The organism is Novosphingobium sp. BL-S-19 (assembly GCF_055521675.1).
On the sequence record NZ_CM145498.1, the window covers coordinates 815,767 to 838,656 of the forward strand.

Annotated in this window: 17 protein-coding genes and 1 pseudogene; 12 read left to right on the forward strand and 6 right to left on the reverse strand. The window is 63.7% G+C overall.

Annotated features, from left to right (window positions below):
- The first annotated feature begins 121 nt into the window (after positions 1-121).
- Positions 122-1,192, forward strand: coding sequence for a L,D-transpeptidase family protein (locus ACZ1JV_RS12280; RefSeq protein WP_465151765.1), 1,071 nt, complete (start codon positions 122-124; stop codon positions 1,190-1,192).
- A 30-nt stretch (positions 1,193-1,222) separates the two neighbouring features.
- On the opposite strand, the gene ACZ1JV_RS12285 is transcribed toward ACZ1JV_RS12280, so the two are convergent.
- Positions 1,223-1,585 (reverse strand): hypothetical protein, encoded by a 363-nt coding sequence (locus ACZ1JV_RS12285; protein WP_465151766.1) that lies wholly within the window; start codon positions 1,583-1,585, stop codon positions 1,223-1,225.
- 149 nt (positions 1,586-1,734) lie between these two features.
- On the reverse strand, positions 1,735-1,959 hold the full coding sequence (locus ACZ1JV_RS12290) for a DUF7336 domain-containing protein (RefSeq protein ID WP_465151767.1): 225 nt from the start codon (positions 1,957-1,959) through the stop codon (positions 1,735-1,737).
- 95 nt (positions 1,960-2,054) lie between these two features.
- Here ACZ1JV_RS12290 and ACZ1JV_RS12295 point away from each other — a divergent pair.
- The 3 genes and pseudogenes from ACZ1JV_RS12295 to ACZ1JV_RS12305 all read left to right on the forward strand — a co-directional run bounded on the left by ACZ1JV_RS12295 (position 2,055) and on the right by ACZ1JV_RS12305 (position 3,324).
- Positions 2,055-2,521: pseudogene (locus ACZ1JV_RS12295) on the forward strand (transposase).
- Positions 2,522-2,651: 130 nt separating this feature from the next.
- Positions 2,652-2,930: a DUF1330 domain-containing protein gene (locus ACZ1JV_RS12300; RefSeq protein WP_465151768.1), complete on the forward strand. Its 279-nt coding sequence runs from the start codon at positions 2,652-2,654 to the stop codon at positions 2,928-2,930.
- 91 nt (positions 2,931-3,021) lie between these two features.
- Positions 3,022-3,324: an NmrA family NAD(P)-binding protein gene (locus ACZ1JV_RS12305; protein WP_465151769.1), complete on the forward strand. Its 303-nt coding sequence runs from the start codon at positions 3,022-3,024 to the stop codon at positions 3,322-3,324.
- Between the two features lie 359 nt (positions 3,325-3,683).
- Here the strand turns inward: ACZ1JV_RS12305 and rtcR are convergent, their stop codons facing one another.
- Positions 3,684-5,270: an RNA repair transcriptional activator RtcR gene (gene rtcR, locus ACZ1JV_RS12310; RefSeq protein ID WP_465151770.1), complete on the reverse strand. Its 1,587-nt coding sequence runs from the start codon at positions 5,268-5,270 to the stop codon at positions 3,684-3,686.
- Positions 5,271-5,536: 266 nt separating this feature from the next.
- On the opposite strand from rtcR, the gene ACZ1JV_RS12315 reads away from it, so the two are divergent.
- From ACZ1JV_RS12315 to rtcA, 4 genes are all read left to right on the forward strand, one after another.
- The gene (locus tag ACZ1JV_RS12315) at positions 5,537-7,084 is read left to right on the forward strand and encodes a vWA domain-containing protein (RefSeq protein WP_465151771.1); all 1,548 of its coding nucleotides are present in this window, start codon (positions 5,537-5,539) and stop codon (positions 7,082-7,084) included.
- A 633-nt stretch (positions 7,085-7,717) separates the two neighbouring features.
- Positions 7,718-8,944: an RtcB family protein gene (locus tag ACZ1JV_RS12320; RefSeq protein ID WP_465151772.1), complete on the forward strand. Its 1,227-nt coding sequence runs from the start codon at positions 7,718-7,720 to the stop codon at positions 8,942-8,944.
- A 47-nt stretch (positions 8,945-8,991) separates the two neighbouring features.
- Positions 8,992-9,777, forward strand: coding sequence for a nucleotidyltransferase domain-containing protein (locus ACZ1JV_RS12325; RefSeq protein WP_465151773.1), 786 nt, complete (start codon positions 8,992-8,994; stop codon positions 9,775-9,777).
- The gene (gene rtcA, locus ACZ1JV_RS12330) at positions 9,774-10,790 is read left to right on the forward strand and encodes an RNA 3'-terminal phosphate cyclase (protein ID WP_465151774.1); all 1,017 of its coding nucleotides are present in this window, start codon (positions 9,774-9,776) and stop codon (positions 10,788-10,790) included. The genes ACZ1JV_RS12325 and rtcA overlap by 4 nt, the downstream gene beginning before the upstream one ends.
- 719 nt (positions 10,791-11,509) lie before the next feature.
- Here rtcA and ACZ1JV_RS12335 read toward each other — a convergent pair.
- Both ACZ1JV_RS12335 and ACZ1JV_RS12340 read right to left on the reverse strand, forming a co-directional pair.
- Positions 11,510-12,493 carry an autotransporter domain-containing protein gene (locus ACZ1JV_RS12335; RefSeq protein ID WP_465151775.1) on the reverse strand — a complete coding sequence of 328 codons (984 nt, stop codon included), beginning with the start codon at positions 12,491-12,493 and terminating at the stop codon, positions 11,510-11,512.
- Positions 12,493-14,673, reverse strand: coding sequence for an ATP-binding protein (locus tag ACZ1JV_RS12340; RefSeq protein ID WP_465136089.1), 2,181 nt, complete (start codon positions 14,671-14,673; stop codon positions 12,493-12,495). Before ACZ1JV_RS12340 ends, ACZ1JV_RS12335 begins: the two co-directional genes overlap by 1 nt.
- A gap of 779 nt (positions 14,674-15,452) precedes the next feature.
- Between ACZ1JV_RS12340 and ACZ1JV_RS12345 the strand changes: the two genes are divergently transcribed.
- From ACZ1JV_RS12345 to ACZ1JV_RS12355, 3 genes are all read left to right on the forward strand, one after another.
- Positions 15,453-16,220 carry a response regulator gene (locus ACZ1JV_RS12345; protein WP_465151776.1) on the forward strand — a complete coding sequence of 256 codons (768 nt, stop codon included), beginning with the start codon at positions 15,453-15,455 and terminating at the stop codon, positions 16,218-16,220.
- A 146-nt stretch (positions 16,221-16,366) separates the two neighbouring features.
- Entirely contained in the window at positions 16,367-17,320 is a 954-nt protein-coding gene (locus ACZ1JV_RS12350) for a dioxygenase family protein (protein ID WP_465151777.1), read from the forward strand.
- A gap of 53 nt (positions 17,321-17,373) precedes the next feature.
- Entirely contained in the window at positions 17,374-20,550 is a 3,177-nt protein-coding gene (locus ACZ1JV_RS12355) for an autotransporter domain-containing protein (RefSeq protein WP_465151778.1), read from the forward strand.
- Between the two features lie 64 nt (positions 20,551-20,614).
- Here ACZ1JV_RS12355 and galE read toward each other — a convergent pair whose 3' ends face one another.
- Positions 20,615-21,619 carry a UDP-glucose 4-epimerase GalE gene (galE, locus tag ACZ1JV_RS12360; RefSeq protein ID WP_465151779.1) on the reverse strand — a complete coding sequence of 335 codons (1,005 nt, stop codon included), beginning with the start codon at positions 21,617-21,619 and terminating at the stop codon, positions 20,615-20,617.
- A gap of 222 nt (positions 21,620-21,841) precedes the next feature.
- Between galE and ACZ1JV_RS12365 the strand changes: the two genes are divergently transcribed.
- On the forward strand, positions 21,842-22,858 hold the full coding sequence (locus tag ACZ1JV_RS12365; RefSeq protein ID WP_465151780.1) for an NAD-dependent epimerase/dehydratase family protein: 1,017 nt from the start codon (positions 21,842-21,844) through the stop codon (positions 22,856-22,858).
- Positions 22,859-22,890 lie beyond the last annotated feature (32 nt).

Sequence of the window (22,890 nt, forward strand, 5' to 3'; positions counted from 1 at the left end):
GCGGGCCTCGCCGGCGCTTTCCAATCCGAAAAGGTTTCACCTCTGACCGAGGTGTATTTTGCAGCCGTAAGGCCGTTCGGGCGTTTAGCCATCACCCGAACCAGCAAAATCACGGTGTCGCTTGAAGCCTTTTCTCCCCGTCTCGCTGACCATCCTTACCCTGCTGTCCGCCTGCGGATCGGAGCGGCGCGAGACGGATGCCGCGCCGTCGCAGACGGCCTCCGCATCCGCTGCCGCCCCCTTGGCTTTCGCCGATGCGGGCGATGACAAAGGGGCGCCGAACAATCCCGTGTTGCGCGCGCAAGTCGCGCTGGACCGGCGCGGCTTTTCGCCCGGCGTGATCGACGGCAAGCAGAGCGCCGCCTATGCGCTGGCGCTGCGGGGATTCCAGCAGGCCCGCGACTTGCCCGAAAGCGGCAAGCTCGATCCCGCCACGCAGCAGGCGCTGTTCGCCGGGCTGGGCGGATCCGGCACGCGTAAGGTACTGATCCCCATCGCCTTCGCGCGCGGGCCGTTCTATCCCGATCTGCCCAAGGACATGGCCGGGCAGGCCAAGTTCGACCATCTCGGCTATCGCAGCATGAGCGAGGCTCTGGCCGAACGGTTCCACACCTCGCCCGAAATGCTGCTGGAACTCAACGGCCCCGGCACTGTGCTGGGTGCGGGCAGGGCGATCCGCGTGCCCGACATCCCCGATGCTGCGCCGGTTTCGATTCCGGACGACAAGACCGGCTGGTCCGACACGCTGGTGCGTCTGGGCATCGCCGGCGACCAGCCGCGCGCCGATCATCTGGTCGTCGACAAGTCCGACGGCGCGCTCCGTGCCTACGACGCGCAGAACCGCCTGATCGCGCAGTTCCCCGTCACCACCGGCAGCGGCCACGATCCGCTGCCGCTCGGCGCCTGGAAGATCGTGGGAGAGGCGCGCAATCCCGACTATCACTTCAATCCGGACTTGTTCTGGGATGCCAAGAAGAACGCCAAGGACAAGCTGCTGCCGCCGGGGCCGAATGGGCCGGTGGGCGTGGTCTGGCTGGACTTGTCCAAGGAGCACTACGGCATCCACGGCACGCCGGAACCGCAGAACATCGGCAAGACCGAAAGCCACGGCTGCGTGCGCTTGACCAATTGGGATGCGGCAAGGCTGGCGCAGATGGTTTCGGCAGGGACCAAGGTGGTGTTTCAGGCTTGAGGGAAGGCCCTCAATTAGTTCGGGGCGGGGTTAGCTGCGGAATTCGAAGCCTGGCTCTTGATGCTGCTGCATGTCGTCGAGAGCCTCTTCGGGAACGACCACGAAAGTCAAATCCACGCATTCTCCGCCTGCAAGATCCTTATCCTTCATCCGTTCGACACCCTCCGAGAACTTCACGCCTGCATTCCGGGGCCTTTTGCCGTCAAACTTGCTGGCATCATTTTCAAGGGCCATCAGGACGTGGCAGTGGTAATACTTTTCGGGTGGCGACGAAATAAGCCAATCCAATTGATTGCGAAGATCGATAAGGGCCTCTCGATTGCAGTATGCCGTCAACCCATCCTCGGCGAAGTTTAGGCAGATGCGGGATTTATCGTTCGTCTGTGGCTGCATGTTATCGCTTTACGCTTAAGCCGACCAGTCCGCTATGGCGGTGGTAGTGGCGGGCAGATTTCGGATGAAAATATTGCAATTTTGCCATTCCGGTTTCGTGAACCAGGGGCAAACCGTCATTACGGCCGGGCTGTGGGAGGGAGCGGATATCACTCCGAGCAGAATATAAACCCGTCTCTCCAATGGTCTTTGTCGATTTCATACTCGTCAATGCTGAAGTCTTCAGGATCGTCACAAAATCCCGGTTGGGTTCGAAGGCGCTCAATTGCTGCCTGTGCGGCTGCCCGTGATGAGTAGGCGCCGGTGAATTTTACGTCCTCCATCATGCTTTCAGTTTCAGGAGGTTCGTGCTGGAGTATGAATACCGTGCTCATTCCAGAGTTTGTAACCTTACACTAGGCCGTAGTGACATTTTAGGGATTCACATGAGTTCGAGTATCTGATTCAACACCGGCTTTTGGAGGCTGGTGTGGAAGGCGGGGTTCTTCGGGATGATCAGTGGGATCGGCCGCGGGAGTTTGTACCTGGCGGGCGTAAGGGCAAGCGGGGGCCGGGTAGCGACGGCAGGCGTTTTCTCGATGCGTTGCTGTGGCTGGCGCGCTCGGCCGGTCCAGAGGCGGGTTCGGAACCAAAATCCACGCCGTAGTCGATGCCCTCGGCCTGCCGATCCGCTTCATCCTCGGCCCTGGCCAGCAAAACGACATGGCGCCGGCCTGCGACCTGATCCGGGGCATCCCGGCCGGCAAGGTGCTGGCCGATCGCGCCTATGATGCCGACAGCCTGCACGACCTCATCGCCTACAAACAGCGTTAGGGTATCGAAGGCTTCTTTGCAAAGCTCAAGTAATGGCGGCGCATCGCCACACGATACGACAAGATCGCCGCAAACTTCCTCGGCTCCGTCAGCTTTGAGCGACAATCGGGAGTGTATTGTTAGCCGACCGAATAACAGTGTGATTTGAAGTCGATGCCTTCATCATCGACTTGGCGACATGTAAATTCCCCTACCGAAACCGAAAGTCGTTAGAAATGACGCCCCCATTTTCGGTAGTGCCGGAGAAATCATCATGGCAGCCTATGTCAATGTCGAAATGGAAGTGAAGGATCCGGACGCAAAGGATCGCTACTCCAAGCAGGCCGGCCCGGCCATCAAAGAATTTTGCGGCGAATTCATTGCCAGTGGCGCGTGGCATCAGCTGGCGGGGGAGCCAGGATTGAAGAACGGCGCGATCATCGGCTTTCCTGATCGCGAGCAGGTGCTCGCTTGGTGCAATTCGCCAGCCTATCAGGCAGCGCTTGCCGATCGTGAAGCAGGCATGACCTGCCGTTTTCAGTTGATCGGCTGAACCCAATCTTCGTCCTACGCTTCCCGAACCGGGGTGCGACTATTTGACATTGGTAGGCGGCGTCCTACGCCGCTCAAGCGGAGAGTTGGCAATGACAACTGGCCAATCCGACAAGGTCAAGATTTTCGTCACCGGCGGCACCGGGTACATCGCCGGATCCATCATCCATCTGATGTTGGAACGTGGCTACCTTGCCCGGTTCGACATCACCGTACTTGTTCGCCGCTGGGCAGATGCAGATGCTATGTGCGCTCTGGGAATTAATCCGGTGCTGGGCAGTCTCGACGACACCGAATTGATCTCCCGGGAAGCCGCAGCGGCGCACGTCGTGCTGAACAATGCAAACTGCGACCATCAACCAAGCGCAGCTGCGATCGTTCGCGGCTTGTCTTAGCGCGCCAGCAGCACGGGGACGACGCCGATCCTTATCCACACCTCCGGCGCAGGCGTTCTCTCAACCAACTCGAAAAGGCAGGGGCTCTCGCCCGAGAATGATCCCACGGATGCGGTTTGAGACGAGGCAGATGCCGAGGCTCATGCCTCGATACCCGCCTTTGCGCCGCACCGTCTGGTTGACCTTGAGGTCTTCGCCGGAACGGCGAGAGTTGCTCGCGGCCGCCGCCGTGGGAGTTGCGGCTATCCCAGCCTCGCGCTTCAGAACTGGACACTTGCTTAACGGTCAAGTTGCGCCATTGGGCGTTTGATCGTCTATCGTGCTCCGAGGATGAATGCGGCGTGCGCAAATATCGTCCATTACAGCGTAGCGAAATCCAACCCGAAGCGAGCTAGATACTTCTTGAGCCGGTCGGCATCATTGGTGCTGTTGCGGCGCGCGCGAGAGGCGGAGAAAAGGCGTCGTCCGGCCTCGGATAGCGACGTGCTCTCGCGGCAAGTCTCCACGACGTAGGCCAGCTGAACGCGGTCAAAGGGATCGATCTCGTCCAGTCTTGCCGCGTCGAGGACTGTTGCCAGTCCGACCTCCCTGTTGGCGGTGTTGCCTGACCAGAGGCGCCCAAGTCTGGCGACTTCGTTGTCGACCGTCGCCAGATCGATGCGGCCTTTCGGCGCAAAAGTTGCCATCCGCGTGACGCTCGCGGCGAGGTCGCGGAAGTTGCCGTTCCATTGTGCCTCTCGGGACATCGCAAAGGTCAGATAGCGGCCGCGCGCTTCCTTGTTGAACGAAATCCTTTCGCCTTCGCGCTCGGCGTGGCGATCCAGTTCGTAGTCCAGATTGGGGGCGATATCCTCGCGCCGGTCGGCGAGGCCGGGCAGCGAGAACGTCCAGAGGTTGAGACGCGCAAACAGGTCCTCGCGAAAGGTTCCGTCCGCCACGCAGCGTGCCAGATCGCGGTTGGTGCCGGCGATAAGCTGAAAGTCGCTGGACGCCTCGCTGTCGGCGCCCACGGGCAGGAAGCGCTTGTCCTCGATCGCGCGCAGGATCATCGCCTGTTCGTCCAGCCCGAGTTCGCCGATCTCGTCAAGGAACAGCATCCCGCCATCGGCGCTGCGGAGCAGGCCGGCGCGGTCGGCTGCGGCGCCGGTGAAGGCGCCCTTCTTGTGACCGAACAGGGCCGACATTGCGCTGTCGCCGCGCAAGGTGGCGCAGTTTACCTCCACGAAAGGACCGGAGACCTGCCGCTTCACTTTCTTGAGGTCGTGGATGCGGCGGGCGAGCTGGCTCTTGCCGGCGCCGGTCGGTCCCATCAGCAGGATCGGCGCGCGGGTACGCGATGCGACCTGTTCGATTTCCTCGATCATCGCGTTGAAGGCAGCGTTGCGGGTTTCGATTCCCGACTTCAGGAATGACGCGCTTTCCCGGCTGTCTTCGGCGAAGCGGGTGGCGATGGAATCATAGCGCGACAGGTCGAGATCGATCACGCTCCAAGTGCCCGGTGCGGTGCCGCCCTCGCGCCGGCTGGGCTGTGTCTGGAGCAGGCGGCCGGGCAGGTAATGTGCCTCGGTCAGCAAGAACAGGCAGATTTGCGCAACGTGGGTGCCGGTGGTGATGTGGACCAGCAGGTCTTCCGCTTCGGGGTCGATCTTCAGGGTGCGGGTGAAATCCAGCAGCTTCCCGTAGACTTCCTCGAAATCCCAGGGGTCCTGAAAATCGACGACGTGGCGCTCGACCGTGGTTTCGGGTGAGACGGAGGCGATATCCTCGCTGACATAGTCGGCAAGGCGGCTGTGCCCCGTGCCGTGCATCATCACGAAGCGGTCGACGCGCAAGTCTTCATGCATGGCCAGCGCCACCGAGGGGCGCCACTTCATCCAGCGCGAGGGGCCGAACTTGGACGCATCAAGCGTGGAGCCGAGGAAACCGATGACGGTAGTTGATCGCATATATGATTGGATATCAGTTTATATAAATAGATACAAATCTAGGTCGCCATCTTTTGGCAATATCAGGCAGGAGCGGCGACGGACTCTGGAAATTTGGCAGATTTCCGGGATTTTCAAATTTTTCTTCGGCGCAAAATCGAATTTGGCACGGTGCCTGCAATTACTGTTCCGTCGGAGCGGTCGAACACTCCGGCACGATGAAGCGGGAAAGCGGGGCGGCCGGAATGGGCCGGCTGCCTCCACTCCCGGAACAAGGAATTGCAACCATGGCTCTCAAGCGCCTCTTTGCTGGCACCGCTTCGCGGTTTCTGCCGCGCGCCGATGTGGTGAACCATGCAGGCGGCGTGGCTTATGCCTATGGTCCCGAAGCGAAGCTCGCTCAGCTGGCCGCCACCGGTTCGCTGTCCGACGGGTTCTACTCCGGCGCCGAAGCGCAGCTTGCCGATGTGCTGGCTGCCGCTGCGGACATTTCGCCCGAGTTTGTGGCGAAGGCTGCGGTCTATGCCCGCAAGTCCGGCGCGATGAAGGATATGCCGGCTTTGCTGACGGCCTACCTGACCACGGCCGATCCCGATCTTGCGCCCCGCGTTTTCGGGCGCGTGATCGACAACGGCCGCATGCTGCGCACTTTTGTGCAGATCATGCGCTCCGGGCAGGTCGGGCGGCGTTCGCTGGGTTCGCGTCCCAAGCGGCTCGTGCGCGAGTGGCTGGAGGCAGCATCGATGCAGCGCCTGATGGCGGCGGCAACTGGCAACGACCCCTCTCTGGCGGATATCGTCAAGATGGTTCACCCGGCGCCGGCGTCGGCAGAGCGGCGCGCGTTTTACGGCTGGCTGATCGGCAAGCCCTACGACACCGCCGCGCTGCCGGCCGAAATCACCGCGTTCGAGGCGTGGAAGCGGGATACCTCGCTGCCGCTGCCCCCGGTGCCGTTCGAATGGCTGACCGCGCACTCGCTCTCTGCGGAGCAGTGGGGCGAATTGGCCGGACGGATGGGCTGGCAGGCGCTGCGCATGAACCTGAACACGCTTGCCCGCAACGGCGCCTTCACGGTGCCGGGGGTGAGCGAGGCGGTGGCCAGCCGGCTCGGCGATGTCGAGGCGCTCTCCCGTGCGCGGGTCATGCCATACCAACTCATGGTCGCCATGGGGCAGGTAGGGGATGGCGTGCCGCTGGAGGTGCAGGCGGCGCTGGAAAAGGCGCTGGAAGCTTCGCTTGCGAAGGTTCCGGTCCTTGCCGGCAATGTCGTGGTCTGTCCCGACGTCTCGGGCTCGATGTCGTCGCCGGTCACCGGCTATCGCAAGGGCGCGAGTTCGAAAGTGCGGTGTATCGATGTTGCGGCGCTGGTCGCGGCGGCGATGCTGCGCGGCAACCGTCAGGCCCGCGTACTGCCTTTCGAGTTCAACGTGGTTTCGCTGAAGCTCGATCCTAAGGCCCGCGTCGCGGTGAATGCCGCGAAGCTGGCCGGGATTTGCGGGGGCGGCACCAATGTCTCGGCACCGCTGGCTCTGCTCAATCGTGAGCGGGCGAAGGTCGATACCGTGGTGATCGTCTCGGATAACGAGTCCTGGGTCGATCCCTCACGGCACGGCGCCACGGCGACGATGGACGAGTGGAGCCGGCTGAAGGCCCGCAACCCGGGCGCGAAGCTGATCTGCATCGACATCGCGCCTTACGGCACCACGCAGGCAAAAAGCCGGGCGGACATCCTGAATGTCGGCGGCTTCACCGATGCGGTCTTCGACGCAATGGCGCGTTTCGCCTCCGGGCAGACGCGCGACTGGGTCGAAATCGTGAACGAAACGGAGGTTTGAAGAAACGAAGCGATTGCATTCTCGGCGAATGCGGCAAGGACTACACGTGTCGCAGGTTCGACTCCTGCCCGTTCGGAAACGGACGGTAGCTCAGCTGGTAGAGCGGTCTTTGCCATACCTCGTCGCCGGGATGCATCCCTTCAGGCCGTGGCGAATGCCGGTGGGACTACATTGGCTCCACACATAGGTCCGACGAGTAAAGCGCCCCGATCCGTCCCTTCTTCGCGATGGGATGGAGAAGGGAGATGCGGGTTCGAATCCCGCCTTGCCATGTAGCTTAAGGACCGCGTCTCGCCATTTCTCGTCGCCACGGCCGACCCATTTTTCACGGCGAATGCCGGGCAAGGACTACATCCTGTCACGATGCAGGCGCGGGTTCGAATCCCGCCAGGTCCACCATTCGGCGGGCCTGTAGCTTAGCGGTAGAGCGGCGCCCCTTGTGGGCAATGTCCTTCCCAATCCTCGTCGCCGTGACCCAATCCAACGCTGGCGAATGCCGGCGGGACTACATCGGTAAAGGCCGAAAGGCCGAGCGGTTCGATTCCGCCCCGGATGAAGCCGAAAGGATTTCACCGGGATGTCTCGCCAAACCTCGTCGCCGGCACCTATGACGTATTTTCAAGGAGATCGGCCATGACCGACACCAGTTTCGAATTCCGGCAGGTCGAAGGCGGCGTGCCCATCAAGATGTGGACCCGCGGCGTGCCCGTGGACGAGAAGGCGAAGGACCAGCTTGCCGCCGCCTCGAAGATGCCGTTCATCTTCCGCCATGTGGCGGCCATGCCCGACGTGCATGTCGGTATTGGCGCCACCGTGGGATCGGTTATCCCGACCAAAGGGGCAGTGATCCCGGCGGCTGTCGGCGTTGACATCGGCTGCGGCATGATGGCCGCGCGTACTTCGCTGATGGCGCATGACCTGCCGGACAGTCTGGACGGCATCCGTTCGGCCATCGAGCAGGCGGTGCCGCACGGGCGCGTAGTTGGGCGCGGCAAGCGCGACCACGGTTCGTGGGGTTCTCCGCCGCCCGCCATTGTCGAGGCCTGGGCGACGCTTGCCGTGCGTTTCGAACGGCTGTGCGACAAGCACCCGCGTCTGAAGAACACCAACAACCTCACGCATCTCGGCACGCTGGGGACGGGCAACCACTTCATCGAGCTTTGCCTCGACGAGGAGGCGCGGGTCTGGATTATGCTGCATTCGGGCTCGCGCGGGGTCGGCAACGCCATCGGCACGTTCTTCATCGAACTGGCCAAGCAGGATATGCGCAAGTGGCATATCAACCTGCCGGACGAGGACCTTGCCTACTTTCCGGAAGGAACCGATCACTTCGACGACTATGTCGAGGCGGTGGAATGGGCGCAGGACTTCGCGGCGCTCAACCGGCGCATGATGATGGCGCAAGTCATCGCCGCGCTGCGTCTGAAGATCGCCAAGCCTTTCGATGCCGAACTGGAGGCTGTGAACTGCCATCACAACTATGTGACGCGGGAAAACCACTTCGGTGAAAACGTGCTGGTTACCCGCAAGGGTGCGGTGCGGGCCGCCAAGGGCACCTTGGGGATCATCCCGGGTTCGATGGGCGCGAAGAGCTTCATCGTGCGCGGGCTCGGCAACCCGGAGAGCTTCCACAGCTGCTCGCACGGGGCTGGGCGGGTGATGAGCCGCAACGAGGCCAAGCGGCAAGTGTCACTGGCCGAGCATGTGGCTGACACGGCCGGCGTCGAATGCCGCAAGGATGCGGGCGTCATCGATGAGACGCCGCGCGCCTACAAGCCGATCGAGGCGGTGATGGCGGCCCAGGCCGACCTCGTCGAGATCGTCCATACCTTGAAGCAGGTGGTCTGCGTGAAGGGGTGATCCCTTCACGCGGGCCAACGCACCCGAAATCGAATGGAGTGAATACCGTGACCGGGCCAATCGACCCGACCGTAAAGGCTGAAATCGACCGGCGCCTTGCCGCAATCGAGGCGGACGACGGTGCGCACCTGTTGCTGGCGGTGGAATCGGGCTCGCGGGCCTGGGGCTTTCCCTCGCCCGACAGCGACTACGATGTGCGCTTTGTCTATGTGCGGGCCCGCGATGCCTATTTGGCGCTGCGGCCGCCGCGCGACGTGGTCGAGCGGCCCATCGTCGACGAGATCGACGTCAACGGCTGGGATCTGCGCAAGCTGCTTGGTCTGATGCTGAAGTCGAACGCGACTGGCAGTGAGTGGCTGCAATCGCCAATCCGCTATCGCGCGGACCATCCGGCGATGACGCGGGTGGCGGCCTTAGCAGACATGGTTTTCGACCCGCGCGGCGTTGCCCGGCACTATGCCAGTCTTGGCCGCAATGCGGTGGATCGTTGGCCCGAAGACGAGGCGCCGGTGCCCGTGAAGCGCTATTTTTATGCGCTTCGTCCGGCGCTCGCGATCCGTGCCTTGCGGCTTGATCCGTCGCGGCGGCCGCCGATGAATCTCCAGCAGCTCATGGCGGTGACCGATCTTTCATTCGCCACTGTGGCGATGATCGAGGATCTCGTCGCAGCCAAGCGCGAAACGCGAGAGCAGGGCAATGCCCGGCGCTATCCCGAACTCGACGCTCTGATCCGCGACGAGCTGGGGCGCGGGGGCGAATTGCCCGAGCGACCCATGCCGTCCGACGCATTCCGGACGGCGGAAGACATTTTTCTGGACTTAGTAAACTCATGATCGAAATCGATGGATCCGAAGGCGAGGGTGGCGGGCAGGTCGTGCGCAATTCCTGCGCGCTCTCGCTCGTCACCGGAAAGCCTTTCCGCATCACCAAGGTGCGCGGAAATCGCTCGAAGCCCGGCCTGATGCGCCAACATGTAACCGCGATCGACGCTGCGGCGCGGATCGGCAATGCCGATGTGCAGGGCCTTGAGGTCGGCTCGCAAGAAATCGAGTTCCGGCCGGGCCGGGTCGAGCCGGGCGAATACCATTTCTCGGTGGGCACGGCGGGCAGCACCGGTCTGGTCCTCCAGACCGTGCTGATGCCTCTGGTTATGGCCGACCGGCCTTCGCGGCTGGTGCTGGAAGGCGGCACCCACAACATGCTCGCACCGCCGTTCGATTTCATCGAGCGAACCTTCCTGCCGGTCATCAACCGAATGGGGCCCAAGGTGGCGGCCCGGCTGGTGCGGCATGGTTTCTACCCGCGCGGCGGCGGCCGTATCGAAGTGGATATCACGCCTGGCCCACTTGGCCCGATCGAGTGCCTTGAATCCGGTGATTTGAGCAATGCCTCGGCTCAGGTGGTGTTCGCGGGTCTGCCCGGCGAAATCGCCCTGCGAATGATGGCGCGGCTCCGCAAGGATTTTCCGGATTGGCCGGAGGAAGCCTTCTCACTGCGCGAGCTGCCGGCCGATCAGGGGCCGGGGATCATTCTGATGATCGAGGCGCGCAAGGACGCGGTGACCGAAATCGCCAGCGGATTCGGACAACTCGGCGTTCCCGCAGAGCGTCTGGCAAAGACGGCGGCGCGGCGGCTCAAAGGCTACGTCGCGTCGGGCGCATTCGCAGGGCCATACCTTGCTGATCAGTTGCTCCTCCCGTTTGCCCTTGCGGGCGGGGGAACCTTCACGACCGTGAAACCAAGCGGCCATCTGTTGACGGCAATTGAAATCGCCCAGCGTTTTCTGGACACCCGGATTTCGCTGAAGCTGGGTGACTGTGGGCGCCATCAGCTCACATTCGGATAGGCAAAGCTGGATGGTCGCAGTTGGCGAGAGCTTGGCTGGAGAGAGCCGCTGGATCGTCCGCCGTGCTCCGCGCTGATCCACGGCTGTATGCTGAGGATCAGATTTCTAGCATGATTGAAGGCCTATCAATCTTGAAGTTTTAGTAATTATGGGATAGTCGAAATAACGTTCTGGATTTCGGAAATCTCCTTCTAGAATTTTAACTTATATGTGAAAACATTTTGGCATCAATAATGATGCTGATTTGTCTATGTGGCGACAGGTTAGATAAATATAATTAAGATAGTGATTTTTTCGAGTTTTATTTTAGGCGTCATCGCTTCTCAAGCGATTGAGAATGTTGGGGGATCATCGCAAGATGGTCCCCCAAACTCATTCTGCTACGGTTTGGTGCCGATAATCGGGTCGCAAGATCCCAGAAATCCGCAAAAAACGCGCCCCTCGCCGTGGCTACGGTTTCGGTCCCGGTTTGCTGCCGAAAGGCCTGTGCTTCCTGGTGAGCGATTTTATGTCACCGCAACGTTCCTTGCGATGTGCAAGTAGTCCTCTTTTGGTCGCGATGGATCTACGCAGCGAGCGCGGCGTGCGTGCGCGCGCAAAGAATTTCCAGGCATGTCTAGAGCGTTTTCTAATCAGGTGGAATCACCTGATGACTCGGAAAACGCGTCCAACCAATAATTTAGAGCAGCCGAGCCGACGCAGTCGGATCGGAATTTGCTCTAAAAAGACTGCCGCAGTGAAATGCCTGCGGAGGTCGTATTGCCGGCCAGCGCGTCGAAGCTGCGCGTGGCGTAGATATCCAGGCCCAGACTGTCGGTGATCCGCATGTTGGCGGTGGCGCCCACTTCCCACCAGCCATCGTCGATATGCCGCGCGGGCATCACGCCGGTGAGTTCCGCTTTGATCGCATCTTCCCGGCTGCGCACCAGCACTTCGGACACTGCATTGCTGGTCCAGGCGCGGGCGATCGAAAGCCCGACGTATTGTTTGCCTTCGCGGCCGAAGGCATGATCGATGCGCATCGTCGCGGCCGCGTTCCAGGTGGGCTCGTTGGTTTCCAGATCGACGACGCCGGCTTCCTCGGGCGCGGGGTGAAGCAGCCGGCCGTGGGCATAGGACATCGTCATCGTGGGCGTCGCGAACAGGCGGTTGCCCAGCGGCAGAACCCGGCCGAAATCGCCGCCCAGCGAATAGTAGGGGCTGCCCTTGGCACCGGTGCTGGCGCGCTTGCCGGCATCGGTGCTGATGCGGCCATAGTCCTGCCAGCCATAGCTGGCCCAGCCATCCACCACCCAATTGTCGAAATTGCCGCCGCCGCCGATCGTGCCGACCAGATAGTCGGACGGCAGCGCGGTATCGGCCTGCAGTAGGGTGCCGTGATAGCGCATCAGCGATCCGCGCAGATAGCCGCGCCCGATCTGCCGGGTCAGCGCCAGCGATTGCCACGATCCGTTGGGCCCATCATCGCGATTGCTGATGCCGGCGGCGGCGGCCAGGCTCCAGAGCTTCGGTGCGGTGTCGGCGGTGGAAGTAGCGGGGGAGGCCTGCGCGTCGGGCGCCGCTGCATCCGCCTTCTGCGCGGTATCGCCGATCGTCGTCGTCACCACGGGAGCCGTCTCGTCCTGCGCCAACGCAGGGCCCGCCATCACGAATGCCGCCGCCATGCCCGCCAGCAGCGGGCGTGCCGCAAAAGTTGGGTTCATCAGGCTACGGCCTTGAGGCTCTGGTCGTAGGCGGCGGGGACGGCAAGGCGCACGACGAAGCCGTCGCCCGCATGGGCAAAGCTGACATCGCCGCCATGCGCACGCGCGATCGAGCGGCATACCGCGAGGCCCAGCCCCGATCCGCGCTGGCCGGATTTGCGGGCGGAATCGGTGCGGTAGAACGGTTCGAATGCGCGATCGTATTCTTCCTCGGGAATGCCCGGGCCGGTGTCGACGATTTCGGCCACCGCCTCGCCCTCGTTCAGGCTGACGCGCACCTTCGCGCATTCGCCGTACTTCACGGCGTTTTCCAGCAGGTTGTCGAGCAGGCGGCGGATGCCCACTGGGTCCACGTCCACCGGGATATGGGTGTTGCGTTCGATCGTTACGTCACCGCCGACCAGGCGGGCATCGGCCACGCTGCTGGCGATCAGTTCGGCAAAGTCCGTCCGTTCGCGCGGGCCGGGGGTGGAGGCGTCGCGGATGAAGCCGATGACCTGACTGATCATCGCTTCCATCTCGGTCACTTCCTTCAGCAGCCCGTCGCGCTGTTCGTCGGGCACGTCCTCGATCCGGAAGCGCAGGCGCGTCAGCGGTGTGCGCAAGTCATGGCTGATCGCGCCGACCATGGCGGTGCGATCGTCCACGAAGGCGCGCAGGCGGTTGCGCATCTGGTTGAAGGCATTGGCGGCGCGGCCGATCTCGGCCGGGCCGGAAAGCGGCAGGATCGTGGCCGAAGGATCGCGGCCCAGCTGCTCCGCCGCATGGGCGAAGTCGCGCAAGGGAACCACGATACGCCGCGCGAACAGCCAGGCGAACGGGCTGATGATCGCCAGGCTCAAGGCGAACCACAGCATCACCCGCTTCTGCCAGGCATTGGGGAACGGTTCGGCGCGGGGGGCCACGGCGACCCATTGGCCGTCGCTCCGCCGCAGGGCTGCCACGAAGTCGCCCTCAATGAACGGAGGGGAAGTCAGCGCGAAGATGTTGCCGGTGGCATGGCGGAACGGGATCGGCTGCGGCGTGCCCGGCACGGCCGGCAGCGGAGCCACCGTCGCGGCCGCCGGTGCGGCGGGCGAGAGCGTCACTTGCGGCGTGGGCGTAGGGATCGCGATGGCGATGGGGGCTTGCGTCGGCATCGAAACGGTGCGCGGGACGGTTGCCGTTTCGGCGGGGCTGGGGGCGGCCACCGGCGTTGCCGTCGCCTGTGGCGGCAAAGTGATGCGGGGGAGGTCGTTCATGGCCGGGAACAGCGGAATCTGGCCGCCCGGGCGTCCGAATGCGCCGCCGAAGCCGGCGTTGCCGCCGGGGCGGATGCCCTCGATCCCGCCGGGCTGGCCGGTGCCCTGGCCTACGCCCTGGCCGGGAAGCGAGCCCGGAGTGCCGCTGCCCCAATTGCCGCCGGTTCCGGTTCCGGTGCCGGTTCCTGTTCCGGCTCCCGCGCCCGTTCCCGGCGAAGTGGACCCGCCGGTTCCGCCAGACGGAGCGCCCGGTTGGTTACCGCCGGGACGGCCGGCACCAGGATTGCCGGGCTGGCCGCCGGCGTGTCCGCCCGGGCCTTGGCCACCGGGAACATGGACGCCGGGCATTCGGCCGCCGGGAATGTGTCCGCCCGGCATCTGGCCGCCGGGGCGTCCGCCGGGGAATTGCCCGCCGGGGAAATGGCCGCCGGGCATTCCGGACGGGCCGGGCATGCCACCTGCGGGCGGGCCGCCGGGGATCGACTGGGCATCGGCCTTGCCCACCAGCATGGTCGAAAGCGCGGAAGGCGCGGCCGGATTGTCGCGCAGCGCCAGTGGGGAGCGCGATCCGCTCGGCACGGCAACGCCGCCGACAGGAAGCTGGGTATAGAAGGCCAGCACCACGTCCGTGCGGGCACGGCCAAGGCGGGTGGCCAGTGCCTCGCGTGAGGATTCGGAGACCAGCCAGCCTTGTCCGGTAACGTCGGGCGGGCCGATCATCGTCTTGCGTTCCAGCCGCTCGCTCCGGTCTCCGCCTTCGCTGCCGCTGAGCGCGGCAGCGACTTCGTCCATGTTCCAGCGCGCAGCCGGGCTGGGTGGCAGGACGACGGTCAGGGCCAGCGTCACCAGCTGGGCGCCGATCAGTGCGCAGACAAGGATGGCGATCATCTGGATCGCCAGGGGCATGCCGATTCGGTTGGTAAGGCGGGGCGGCGTCATGGCAGCGCCCTTGCCACGATTCCGCGGCGAATTCGAGGCATCGCGGCGCCGCGGAAACAGCGGGCGGGCGAAACGCGATCGAAGGCATGGGCCGAATATTGCGGAGCGGGCTCGAAAGAGAGGGACACTGCTCTTCCGAACCCGCTCCGCGTCCCCACCGCGCGGCACGAAGCCGTTCGGCGGAGACGGTCACCCCGGGTCCTGTCCAGCAGCCGTGTCCCCTGATCCGGGGCTGGAAGGAAATCTCTGAGTCGCTTTCGACCAGAGCACGCAGTGTACCCTAAGAAAGCGGAGTCGTCTTGCGCTGCCGGGTAGCAGCCGTGTGTGACATTTCGCGGACCGCCTGGCGGACCGGCGGCACAGGCAGATTGGTGCCGGCGCGAAGCTGAACGCTGTGTGACCGGCGTCTCGGGATCTGATGATCCGGGACCATCGGCGGGCAGGGCGGGTGCGACTACGTGACCTGCGGCGCCGATGGCCCCGGCACCGTCCGGCGCCTTGGCGGTAGCGTAACGGACGGCGTTGCCGGCCACCACGGGTACAGGGAATCGGCTTTCGATCCGGGCGGGGGATGCCATGGGACCGAAGCCGCCTGTCGCCCTTGGCAGAACCTGGCGAACTCGACTGTTCATGAACGGCTAGGTCGGCGTCCGAGTTTGCGGGGCGATTTCGCGGAGTTTGCGGCCATGTTGCAATAAATCGGAAATGAGGCGCCTTGCTGAAATGTGCGCGGAACACGGGCTTTCTATCGGGCGTCAATGATCCTAGAACATCCCGCGATGGACCTGCAGACCCGCATTCTCATCGTCGACGACGACGAGGGTATTCGTTCGCTGATCGGCGAATTCCTTGGCAAGCACGGTTATGCCACCGAGACGGCGGCCGATCCGGACGCCATGCGCGCCTTGTTGGCGCAGCAACGGTTCGATCTGATCGTGCTGGACGTGATGATGCCGCGCGAGGACGGGCTGACGGCGCTGCGCCAGCTTGGTCCGGATGCCCCGCCGGTCATCATGCTTTCGGCAGTAGGCAGCGATGTCGACCGGATCGTCGGGCTGGAAATGGGCGCCGACGACTATCTGGCCAAGCCTTGCAATCCGCGCGAACTGCTGGCCCGCATCCGCACCGTGCTGCGCCGCCGCGCGGCGGTGGCTGCCGCGCCGGTCGCGGGCGGTACGGTGGTTTCGCTGCCGGTGGAACAGCCCTTGTCGGACGGGGACGTGCAATCGGGCGAAGTGCTGCGCTTCGCCGGCTGGCGCATGGATCTGGGTCTGCGCCTACTGTTCGATCCGCAAAACCGGCTGATTTCCCTGTCCGATGGCGAATTCCGCCTGCTGCGCGCCTTTGCCCAGCATCCGCGTCGCGTGCTCACGCGCGATCAATTGCTCGACTGGTCGCGCGGAGAGGACAGCGAACTCTACGACCGGGCGATCGACGTCCAGCTCTCTCGCCTGCGTCGCAAGCTGTCCGACGGTGACGGGGGCGGCGATATCATCCGCACGGTGCGCAACGAAGGCTATCTGTTCGTGCCTTCGGTCGTTGCCTGAGGCGCTGCGATCTTCTGCAACAATCGGCTACAACCCTGAAATCGATCTGAAATCCCGCTGCAAACGCGGGCTTCCAGTCCTGCAGCCCTGAACTCCCGTACCCGCCGCCAAACGGCCGGGGCGGTGCGAGTGCGAGGGAGACTGCCATGGACCTTCATCACCGGGATGACGACGACCACGATCGCGGTTTGAACCACGATCTGGGCGTGATCGCCGAACGGTTGATGGGGCGCCGCCGCGCGCTGGCCTTCCTAGCCAGTGCCGGAACTGCTGTGACGGTGGCGGCCTGCGGGGGCGACGATTCCTCGACCGGATCGACCGGGTCCACCACATCGTCCTCCAGCAGTACGACGACATCGGGCGGCACGACTTCCTCCACGTCGTCCAGCACATCGTCGACCACCAGCTCGACATCGGGCGGATCGTCCAGCGCCAGCTGCATCGCCGATCCTACCGAGACCAACGGACCCTATCCGGCGGACGGCACCAACAGCGCCAGCGGATCGACCTCCAACGTGCTGACCGTCAGCGGCGTGGTGCGTTCGGACATCACCGCCAGCTTCATCGGCTCGACCACCACGGCAACCGGCGTCCCGCTGGAAATCACGCTGCAACTGGTGGACGTCAACAATGGCTGCGCGGCAATTGCCGGGGCAGCGATCTATGTGTGGCACTGCGATGCCTATGGCCGCTACTCGCTCTATTCCAGCGGGGTGACCACCGAAAGCTACCTGCGCGGCGTGCAGGTTACCGACAGCGAGGGCAAGGTCACTTTCACGACGATCTACCCCGCCTGCTATTCGGGGCGCTGGCCGCACATTCATTTCGAGGTGTTTCTGGACGGGCTTACCTCCGCCAGCACCGGCCGCACCGCCAGCCTGATCTCGCAATTGGCGATGCCGGCGGCCACCAACACCGCGGTGTTCACCGGCGACAGCCGCTACACCGCCAGCATCGCGAACTACAACGCGATCACCCTCTCGTCCGACAACGTGTTCGGCGACAACACATCCGCGCAGATCGCGCAGATGACCCCCAGCCTCACCGGCACGGTTACCTCCGGCTACACCGGCTCTGCCCTGATCGGCATCGCCGGCTGACGCCGCGGCATTCCCGCGCCCCCGTCTTCCTTTTCAAAAGAGTGCGATAACTCATGAAATCTCTGCATTCGTCAGCCAGCGCGGGCGCGTTGGCTCTGGCTCTGGCTGCCAGCCCCGTTTTCGCAGCAACCACCGTTTCCACCGCCACGACCACGCCGCTGGTCACCTCCACTGCGGGCGACGTTACGGTCAGCACCGCCGGCACCATCACGTTGTCCAGCGGCAAGGCGGTGACGGTGGACAGCGCCAACGGCGTGGACGTGGAAGGCGGCATTGCCGTTGGCGGGGCGAACGACGCGGCGGGCGTGGTCGTCAATGCGGGAACCAGTTCCACCGTCACGGTGGGTGAGGATGCGACGATCTCGGTCACCGAAAGCTACGTGCCGACCGACGCGGACGCCAACGGCATTGCCGATGGCGCCATCGCATCGGCCAGCAACCGTTACGGCATCCACGTGCTTTCGGGCGCGGCCACCAGCGGCTCAATCTCGAACGCGGGCGCGATCACGGTAGAAGGGCTCAATTCGGGCGGCATCGTCGTCGATTCGAACTACACCGGCAACATCACCAACACCGGGACGATCAAGGTGATCGGCGACGGTTCGGTAGGCATCAAGACTCAGGCGGTAGACGGCGACGTGACGGTGGAAGGCACCGTCACCACGGTGGGCGCCGGCGCGCAAGGGCTGGTGGTGGCTGGCGACGTGTCTGGCACGGTTACCATCCAGGGCACCGTCGCGCAGGCGGCGTCCTACACCGACGACGACAGCGCCACGATCGTCCTGTCGCGCACGGCGCTTCGCACCGGCAAGGCGGCGGTGGAGATCACCGGCAACGTCGCGGGCGGCATCTATATCGCCGCCCCGCCGGTGGACGAGGACAGCTCCAACTCCGACGAGGATGGCGACGGCGTCACCGATTCGGATGAAGGCACCGGCATCGTCACTGCTTACGGCAATTCGCCGGCGATCCAGATCGGCGGCACCAGTGACATCACCGTGGGCGGCGTCTCCAGCAATTCGGGCACCTATTCGCTGGCGATCGACGGCACCGTCACCTCCAACGCCTATTACTCGAACACCAATGCCTATGGCGTGGTGATCGGCGGGCAGGGCGGCAACGTGACGCTGACCGACGGGATCGGCGTAACCGGCACGCTGCGCGCGACGACTTACGACACGGCCGCCTACGGCCTTGTCATCAATGCCGGCAGCACGGTCAGCAGCCTTTACAACTCGGGCACGATTTCGGCGGTGATTTCCTCCCCGGGCGAGGGGGTGGCCACGGCGATCCAGGATCTTTCCGGCACGCTGACGACGATCAACAACACCGGCTATATCACCGCATCGGGGTCGAGCACGGACACGCTTTCCGCCATCGACCTTTCGGCGAATACCACTGGCGTCACCATCAACCAGTACCTCAATTCGGACGACATCAAGACCAGCGCCAACTATCTGGATGAGAACGACGTCGATACCGACCCGACGGTCTATGCCAGCATTTCCGGCAATATCCTGCTGGGATCGGGCAATGATACGCTGAACGCGTCGACCGGCACGATCAGCGGCAACACGCTGTTCGGCGCGGGCGACGATACGCTGACGCTGTCGGGCAACACGGTCTACAAGGGCGATGTCTACTTCGGCACCGGCCTTGCCACCGCATCGCTGGCGGACACCGCGGCGTTCACCGGCACGATGGACTTCGCGGGTGAGGCGGGAACGCTGACGTTGTCCGGATCGTCGGTCTATACCGGCAACTTCACCAATGCAGACAATCTTGCAGTCACCGTGAACAGCGGTTCGAAGCTGACCGCGCAGGCGGCCGAGACGATCGACTTCGGCTCGCTCACCGTGAAGTCCGGTGGTTCGCTGGGTGTCTATATCGATACTTCGGCAGGCACGAGTTCGCTGTTCAACGTGGCCAATGCCACGCTGGAATCGGGTGCGAAAGTCACCGCCACGGTCACCTCGCTGGGCGATGCGGAAGGCACCTATACCGTGCTGACCGCCGCCAACCTGAACGTCGAAGGCACGCTGGATTCCAGCGATACCGACCTGCCGTTCATCTACAACGGCGAAGTCAGCAACGATGCCAACAACGTATACCTGACGATCGCGCGCAAGACGACCGACGAACTGGGCCTGACGCGCAGCCAGGCATCCGCCTGGGATGCGGTCTATGCCACCGCGCAGAACGATACCTCGCTGACCGAGAGCCTGCTGCAGGTCACCGATTCCAGCACGCTGAAGTCGCAGGTTTCCGGCCTGCTGCCCGATCACGCCGGCGGCGTGTTCGATGCGGTGACCACGGCCGATCGTCTGGCATCGCAGCACTTGTCGGACGAAACGACGATGTTCGACATTTCCGACGTCGGCGGCTGGTTCGAACCGATCTACTGGCGCACCAGCAAGGATGCGGGCAGCACCGCCAGCTACAAGACCAGCGGCTGGGGCCTTTCCGCCGGGTTCGAACGGCACACCGATCTTGGCTACTTCGGTGTGTCCTACGCATGGCTCAAGGGCAACGTGAAGGACAATGGCGGCACGGGTGACCTCGACGTCGGCCAGCATGACTTCGGCGCATTCTGGCGCACCGCGAAGGGGCCGTTCATGGCCTGGGCGCGGATCGGCGCCTCGCGCATCTCGGTCGATTCGAAGCGTACTTTCACCGGCACGGTCGACGATACCGATTTCACCTATACCGCCAGCGGCAAGTGGGATGGCTGGCTGCTTTCGGGCCTGGCCGGCGCTTCCTACAAGTATCAGGCCTCGCGCCGCTTCAGCCTGAAGCCGAAGGTCGAACTGCAGCAGTACTGGCTGAAGGAAGACGGCTACAGCGAAACCGGCACCAGCGAAGCCATCGCGCTGACCGTCGCCAGCCGCACGAGCAAGGAAACCACCCTTACGCCAACGCTGACGGCGGCCTATTCGCTGGGCACGATCTCGCCCGACTGGCGCCCGCTGACCTTCCAGCTGGAAGCCGGCCGCCGCGAGGTGATCTCTGGCCAGTTGGGCGACACCACTGCCTACTTCAACGGCGGCGATACGTACGACGCGGGTTCCAGCTTCACGATCGCACCGGAAAGCCTGAAGGGTGCGTGGATCGGCGAAGTTTCGATGCTGGCGGGTGGTTACGACTTCACCTGGAAGATCTCCGCCCGTGCGGAGCAGACCACCTGGTCTACCGATCTGTCGGCCCGCGCCTCGCTCAGCGTCGCGTTCTGACGATTGGCATCATAGCCTGATCGATGGGGCGTGGTCGGATTTCGGTCCGGCCACGCCTTTTTCGTTACACGCCGCGAATGTCGCCCAGCTTGCGCTCCCAGGCGAGGGCGTGCTGCACGATGGTGGGCAGGTCCGCGTATTTCGGTTCCCACGGCAAAGTCGCCTTGATGCGGCGATTGTCGGAGATGAGAGAATCCGGATCGCCCGCGCGGCGCCCTTCCAGGCGGCGCTCGATGGTACGGTTGGTCACGCGGTCCACCGCGTCCAGCACGTCCAGCACGGAGAAGCCCTGGCCATAGCCGCAGTTCATCGTCAGCGATCGGGCGGGATCGGCGATCAGCGCCTCCAGCGCCAGCACGTGCGCGGCGGCAAGGTCCGACACATGGATGTAATCGCGCACGCCGGTGCCGTCCGGCGTGTCGAAATCGGTGCCGAACACGCCGACATGGCTGCGCTTGCCAAGCGCCGCCTCGACCGCGACCTTGATCAGGTGCGTTGCCCCCGCCGTCGATTGGCCGGTGCGCGCCTGCGGATCGGCGCCCGCCACGTTGAAATAGCGCAGCGCGCAGAAGTTGAGCGGATGGGCCTTTGCCACGTCGCCCAGCATGATCTCGGTCATCAGCTTCGACATGCCGTAGGGATTGATCGGCAGCTTGGGGCTGTCCTCGGTCACCGGCGAGACTTCGGGAATGCCGTAAGTCGCCGCCGTCGAGCTGAAGATGAAGTGGGAAACCCCCGCCTTGACCGCCGCCTCGATCAGGGCGCGGCTCTTGGCGGTGTTGTTGTGATAATATTTCAGGGGATTTTCGACCGATTCCGGCACGATGATCGACCCGGCGAAATGCATCACCGCGCGGATGCCCTGTTCGGCGAATACGCGGGCGAGCAGGTCCGGATCCTCGATATCGCCTTCGTAAAGTGGCACGCCTTCGGGAATTGCGAAGCGGAAGCCGGTGGTCAGATTGTCGATGACGGTGACGGGCCAGCCCGCGTCTTTCAGCGCGAGCACGGCGTGGCTGCCGATGTAACCGGCACCGCCGGTGACGAGGACGGGAAGCTTGGTGGTCATGGGTCTCCGCTCGGTCGGGCCGGGTCTGAAGCCCGGTCGTCAGGGGCTCCGCGATATGGGTCTTGCCGCAAGGCGTCAAACGCTTCCGCCGCCATAAAAAGGCAACCGATCGCAAGCATTTGCCGCTAACCGCTGTTGTCACAAAGCTAAGTCTTGCTGCACCATGATGCGTGGCGCAAAGGCTGTCACGTCCACAATGGCACCAGACCGGAGATATCTAGCGTGCCCCATTCCCCGTCGCCGCACCCCGTTCTCGTCACCGGTGCCGCCGGTTTCATCGGCGCTGCCGTGGCAGAGGCGCTGATGGCGCGCGGAACGCCGGTGATCGGCATCGACAGCATGAACGACTATTACCCCGTCGCGCTCAAGCAGGCACGGCTGGACGGGCTTACCGCGCGGCACGGCAACCTGTTCACATTCCACCGGCTGGACTTCGCGGACATGGCGGCGCTGACCATGGCATTGGAGTCGCACCGGTTCGACACGATCGTCCATCTCGGCGCGCAGGCCGGGGTGCGCTATTCGCTGGAGAACCCGCAGGCCTATGTGTCGTCCAATCTGGCGGGCCACGTCAACATGTTGGAAATCGCCCGCGCGCGGCAGGTGGCGCACATGGTCTATGCCAGCTCCAGCTCGGTCTACGGCGGCAACGAGAAGCTGCCCTTCGCCGTGGAGGACCGCGTCGATCACCCCGTCTCGCTCTACGCCGCCACCAAGAAGGCGGACGAACTGATGAGCGAGACTTATGCGCACCTGTTTCGGATTCCGCTGACGGGACTGCGGTTCTTCACGGTCTATGGGCCCTGGGGCCGCCCGGACATGGCGCTTTGGAAGTTTACCGAGCGCATGCTCTCGGGCCGCCCGATCGAAGTCTACAACCACGGCGATATGTACCGGGACTTCACGTATATCGATGATATCGTCGCCGGCGTGCTGGCCTGTCTGGACCGGCCGCCGGCCGACGACGGGCAGGCCAAGGCGGGTGGCAGCGTGAAGCCGCATGCGCTTTACAACATCGGCAACAACCGTAGCGAACGCCTGCTGCGCATGATCGAGGTGCTGGAAGAAGCCTGCGGCGTGAAGGCGGAACTCACCCTGCTGCCGATGCAGCCGGGCGACGTTCCGGCGACGTATGCGGACATCACCGCGCTGACGCGCGATACCGGCTACGCGCCCAGTACGCCTATCGAGGTGGGCATACCGCGCTTCGTGGAATGGTACCGCGCTTACCATATGTGATGTTTGAAAATGCCCGGATGAGCATTTTCCAA

Bases quoted from the DNA above. Each gene is read 5' to 3' on its own strand.
- ACZ1JV_RS12285 (WP_465151766.1), bottom strand. From the start codon at position 1,585: ATGCAGCCACAGACGAACGATAAATCCCGCATCTGCCTAAACTTCGCC.
- ACZ1JV_RS12290 (WP_465151767.1), bottom strand. From the start codon at position 1,959: ATGAGCACGGTATTCATACTCCAGCACGAACCTCCTGAAACTGAAAGC.
- ACZ1JV_RS12300 (WP_465151768.1), top strand. From the start codon at position 2,652: ATGGCAGCCTATGTCAATGTCGAAATGGAAGTGAAGGATCCGGACGCA.
- ACZ1JV_RS12305 (WP_465151769.1), top strand. From the start codon at position 3,022: ATGACAACTGGCCAATCCGACAAGGTCAAGATTTTCGTCACCGGCGGC.
- rtcR (WP_465151770.1), bottom strand. From the start codon at position 5,270: ATGCGATCAACTACCGTCATCGGTTTCCTCGGCTCCACGCTTGATGCG.
- ACZ1JV_RS12315 (WP_465151771.1), top strand. From the start codon at position 5,537: ATGGCTCTCAAGCGCCTCTTTGCTGGCACCGCTTCGCGGTTTCTGCCG.
- ACZ1JV_RS12320 (WP_465151772.1), top strand. From the start codon at position 7,718: ATGACCGACACCAGTTTCGAATTCCGGCAGGTCGAAGGCGGCGTGCCC.
- rtcA (WP_465151774.1), top strand. From the start codon at position 9,774: ATGATCGAAATCGATGGATCCGAAGGCGAGGGTGGCGGGCAGGTCGTG.
- ACZ1JV_RS12335 (WP_465151775.1), bottom strand. From the start codon at position 12,493: ATGAACCCAACTTTTGCGGCACGCCCGCTGCTGGCGGGCATGGCGGCG.
- ACZ1JV_RS12340 (WP_465136089.1), bottom strand. From the start codon at position 14,673: ATGACGCCGCCCCGCCTTACCAACCGAATCGGCATGCCCCTGGCGATC.
- ACZ1JV_RS12345 (WP_465151776.1), top strand. From the start codon at position 15,453: ATGGACCTGCAGACCCGCATTCTCATCGTCGACGACGACGAGGGTATT.
- ACZ1JV_RS12350 (WP_465151777.1), top strand. From the start codon at position 16,367: ATGGACCTTCATCACCGGGATGACGACGACCACGATCGCGGTTTGAAC.
- ACZ1JV_RS12355 (WP_465151778.1), top strand. From the start codon at position 17,374: ATGAAATCTCTGCATTCGTCAGCCAGCGCGGGCGCGTTGGCTCTGGCT.
- galE (WP_465151779.1), bottom strand. From the start codon at position 21,619: ATGACCACCAAGCTTCCCGTCCTCGTCACCGGCGGTGCCGGTTACATC.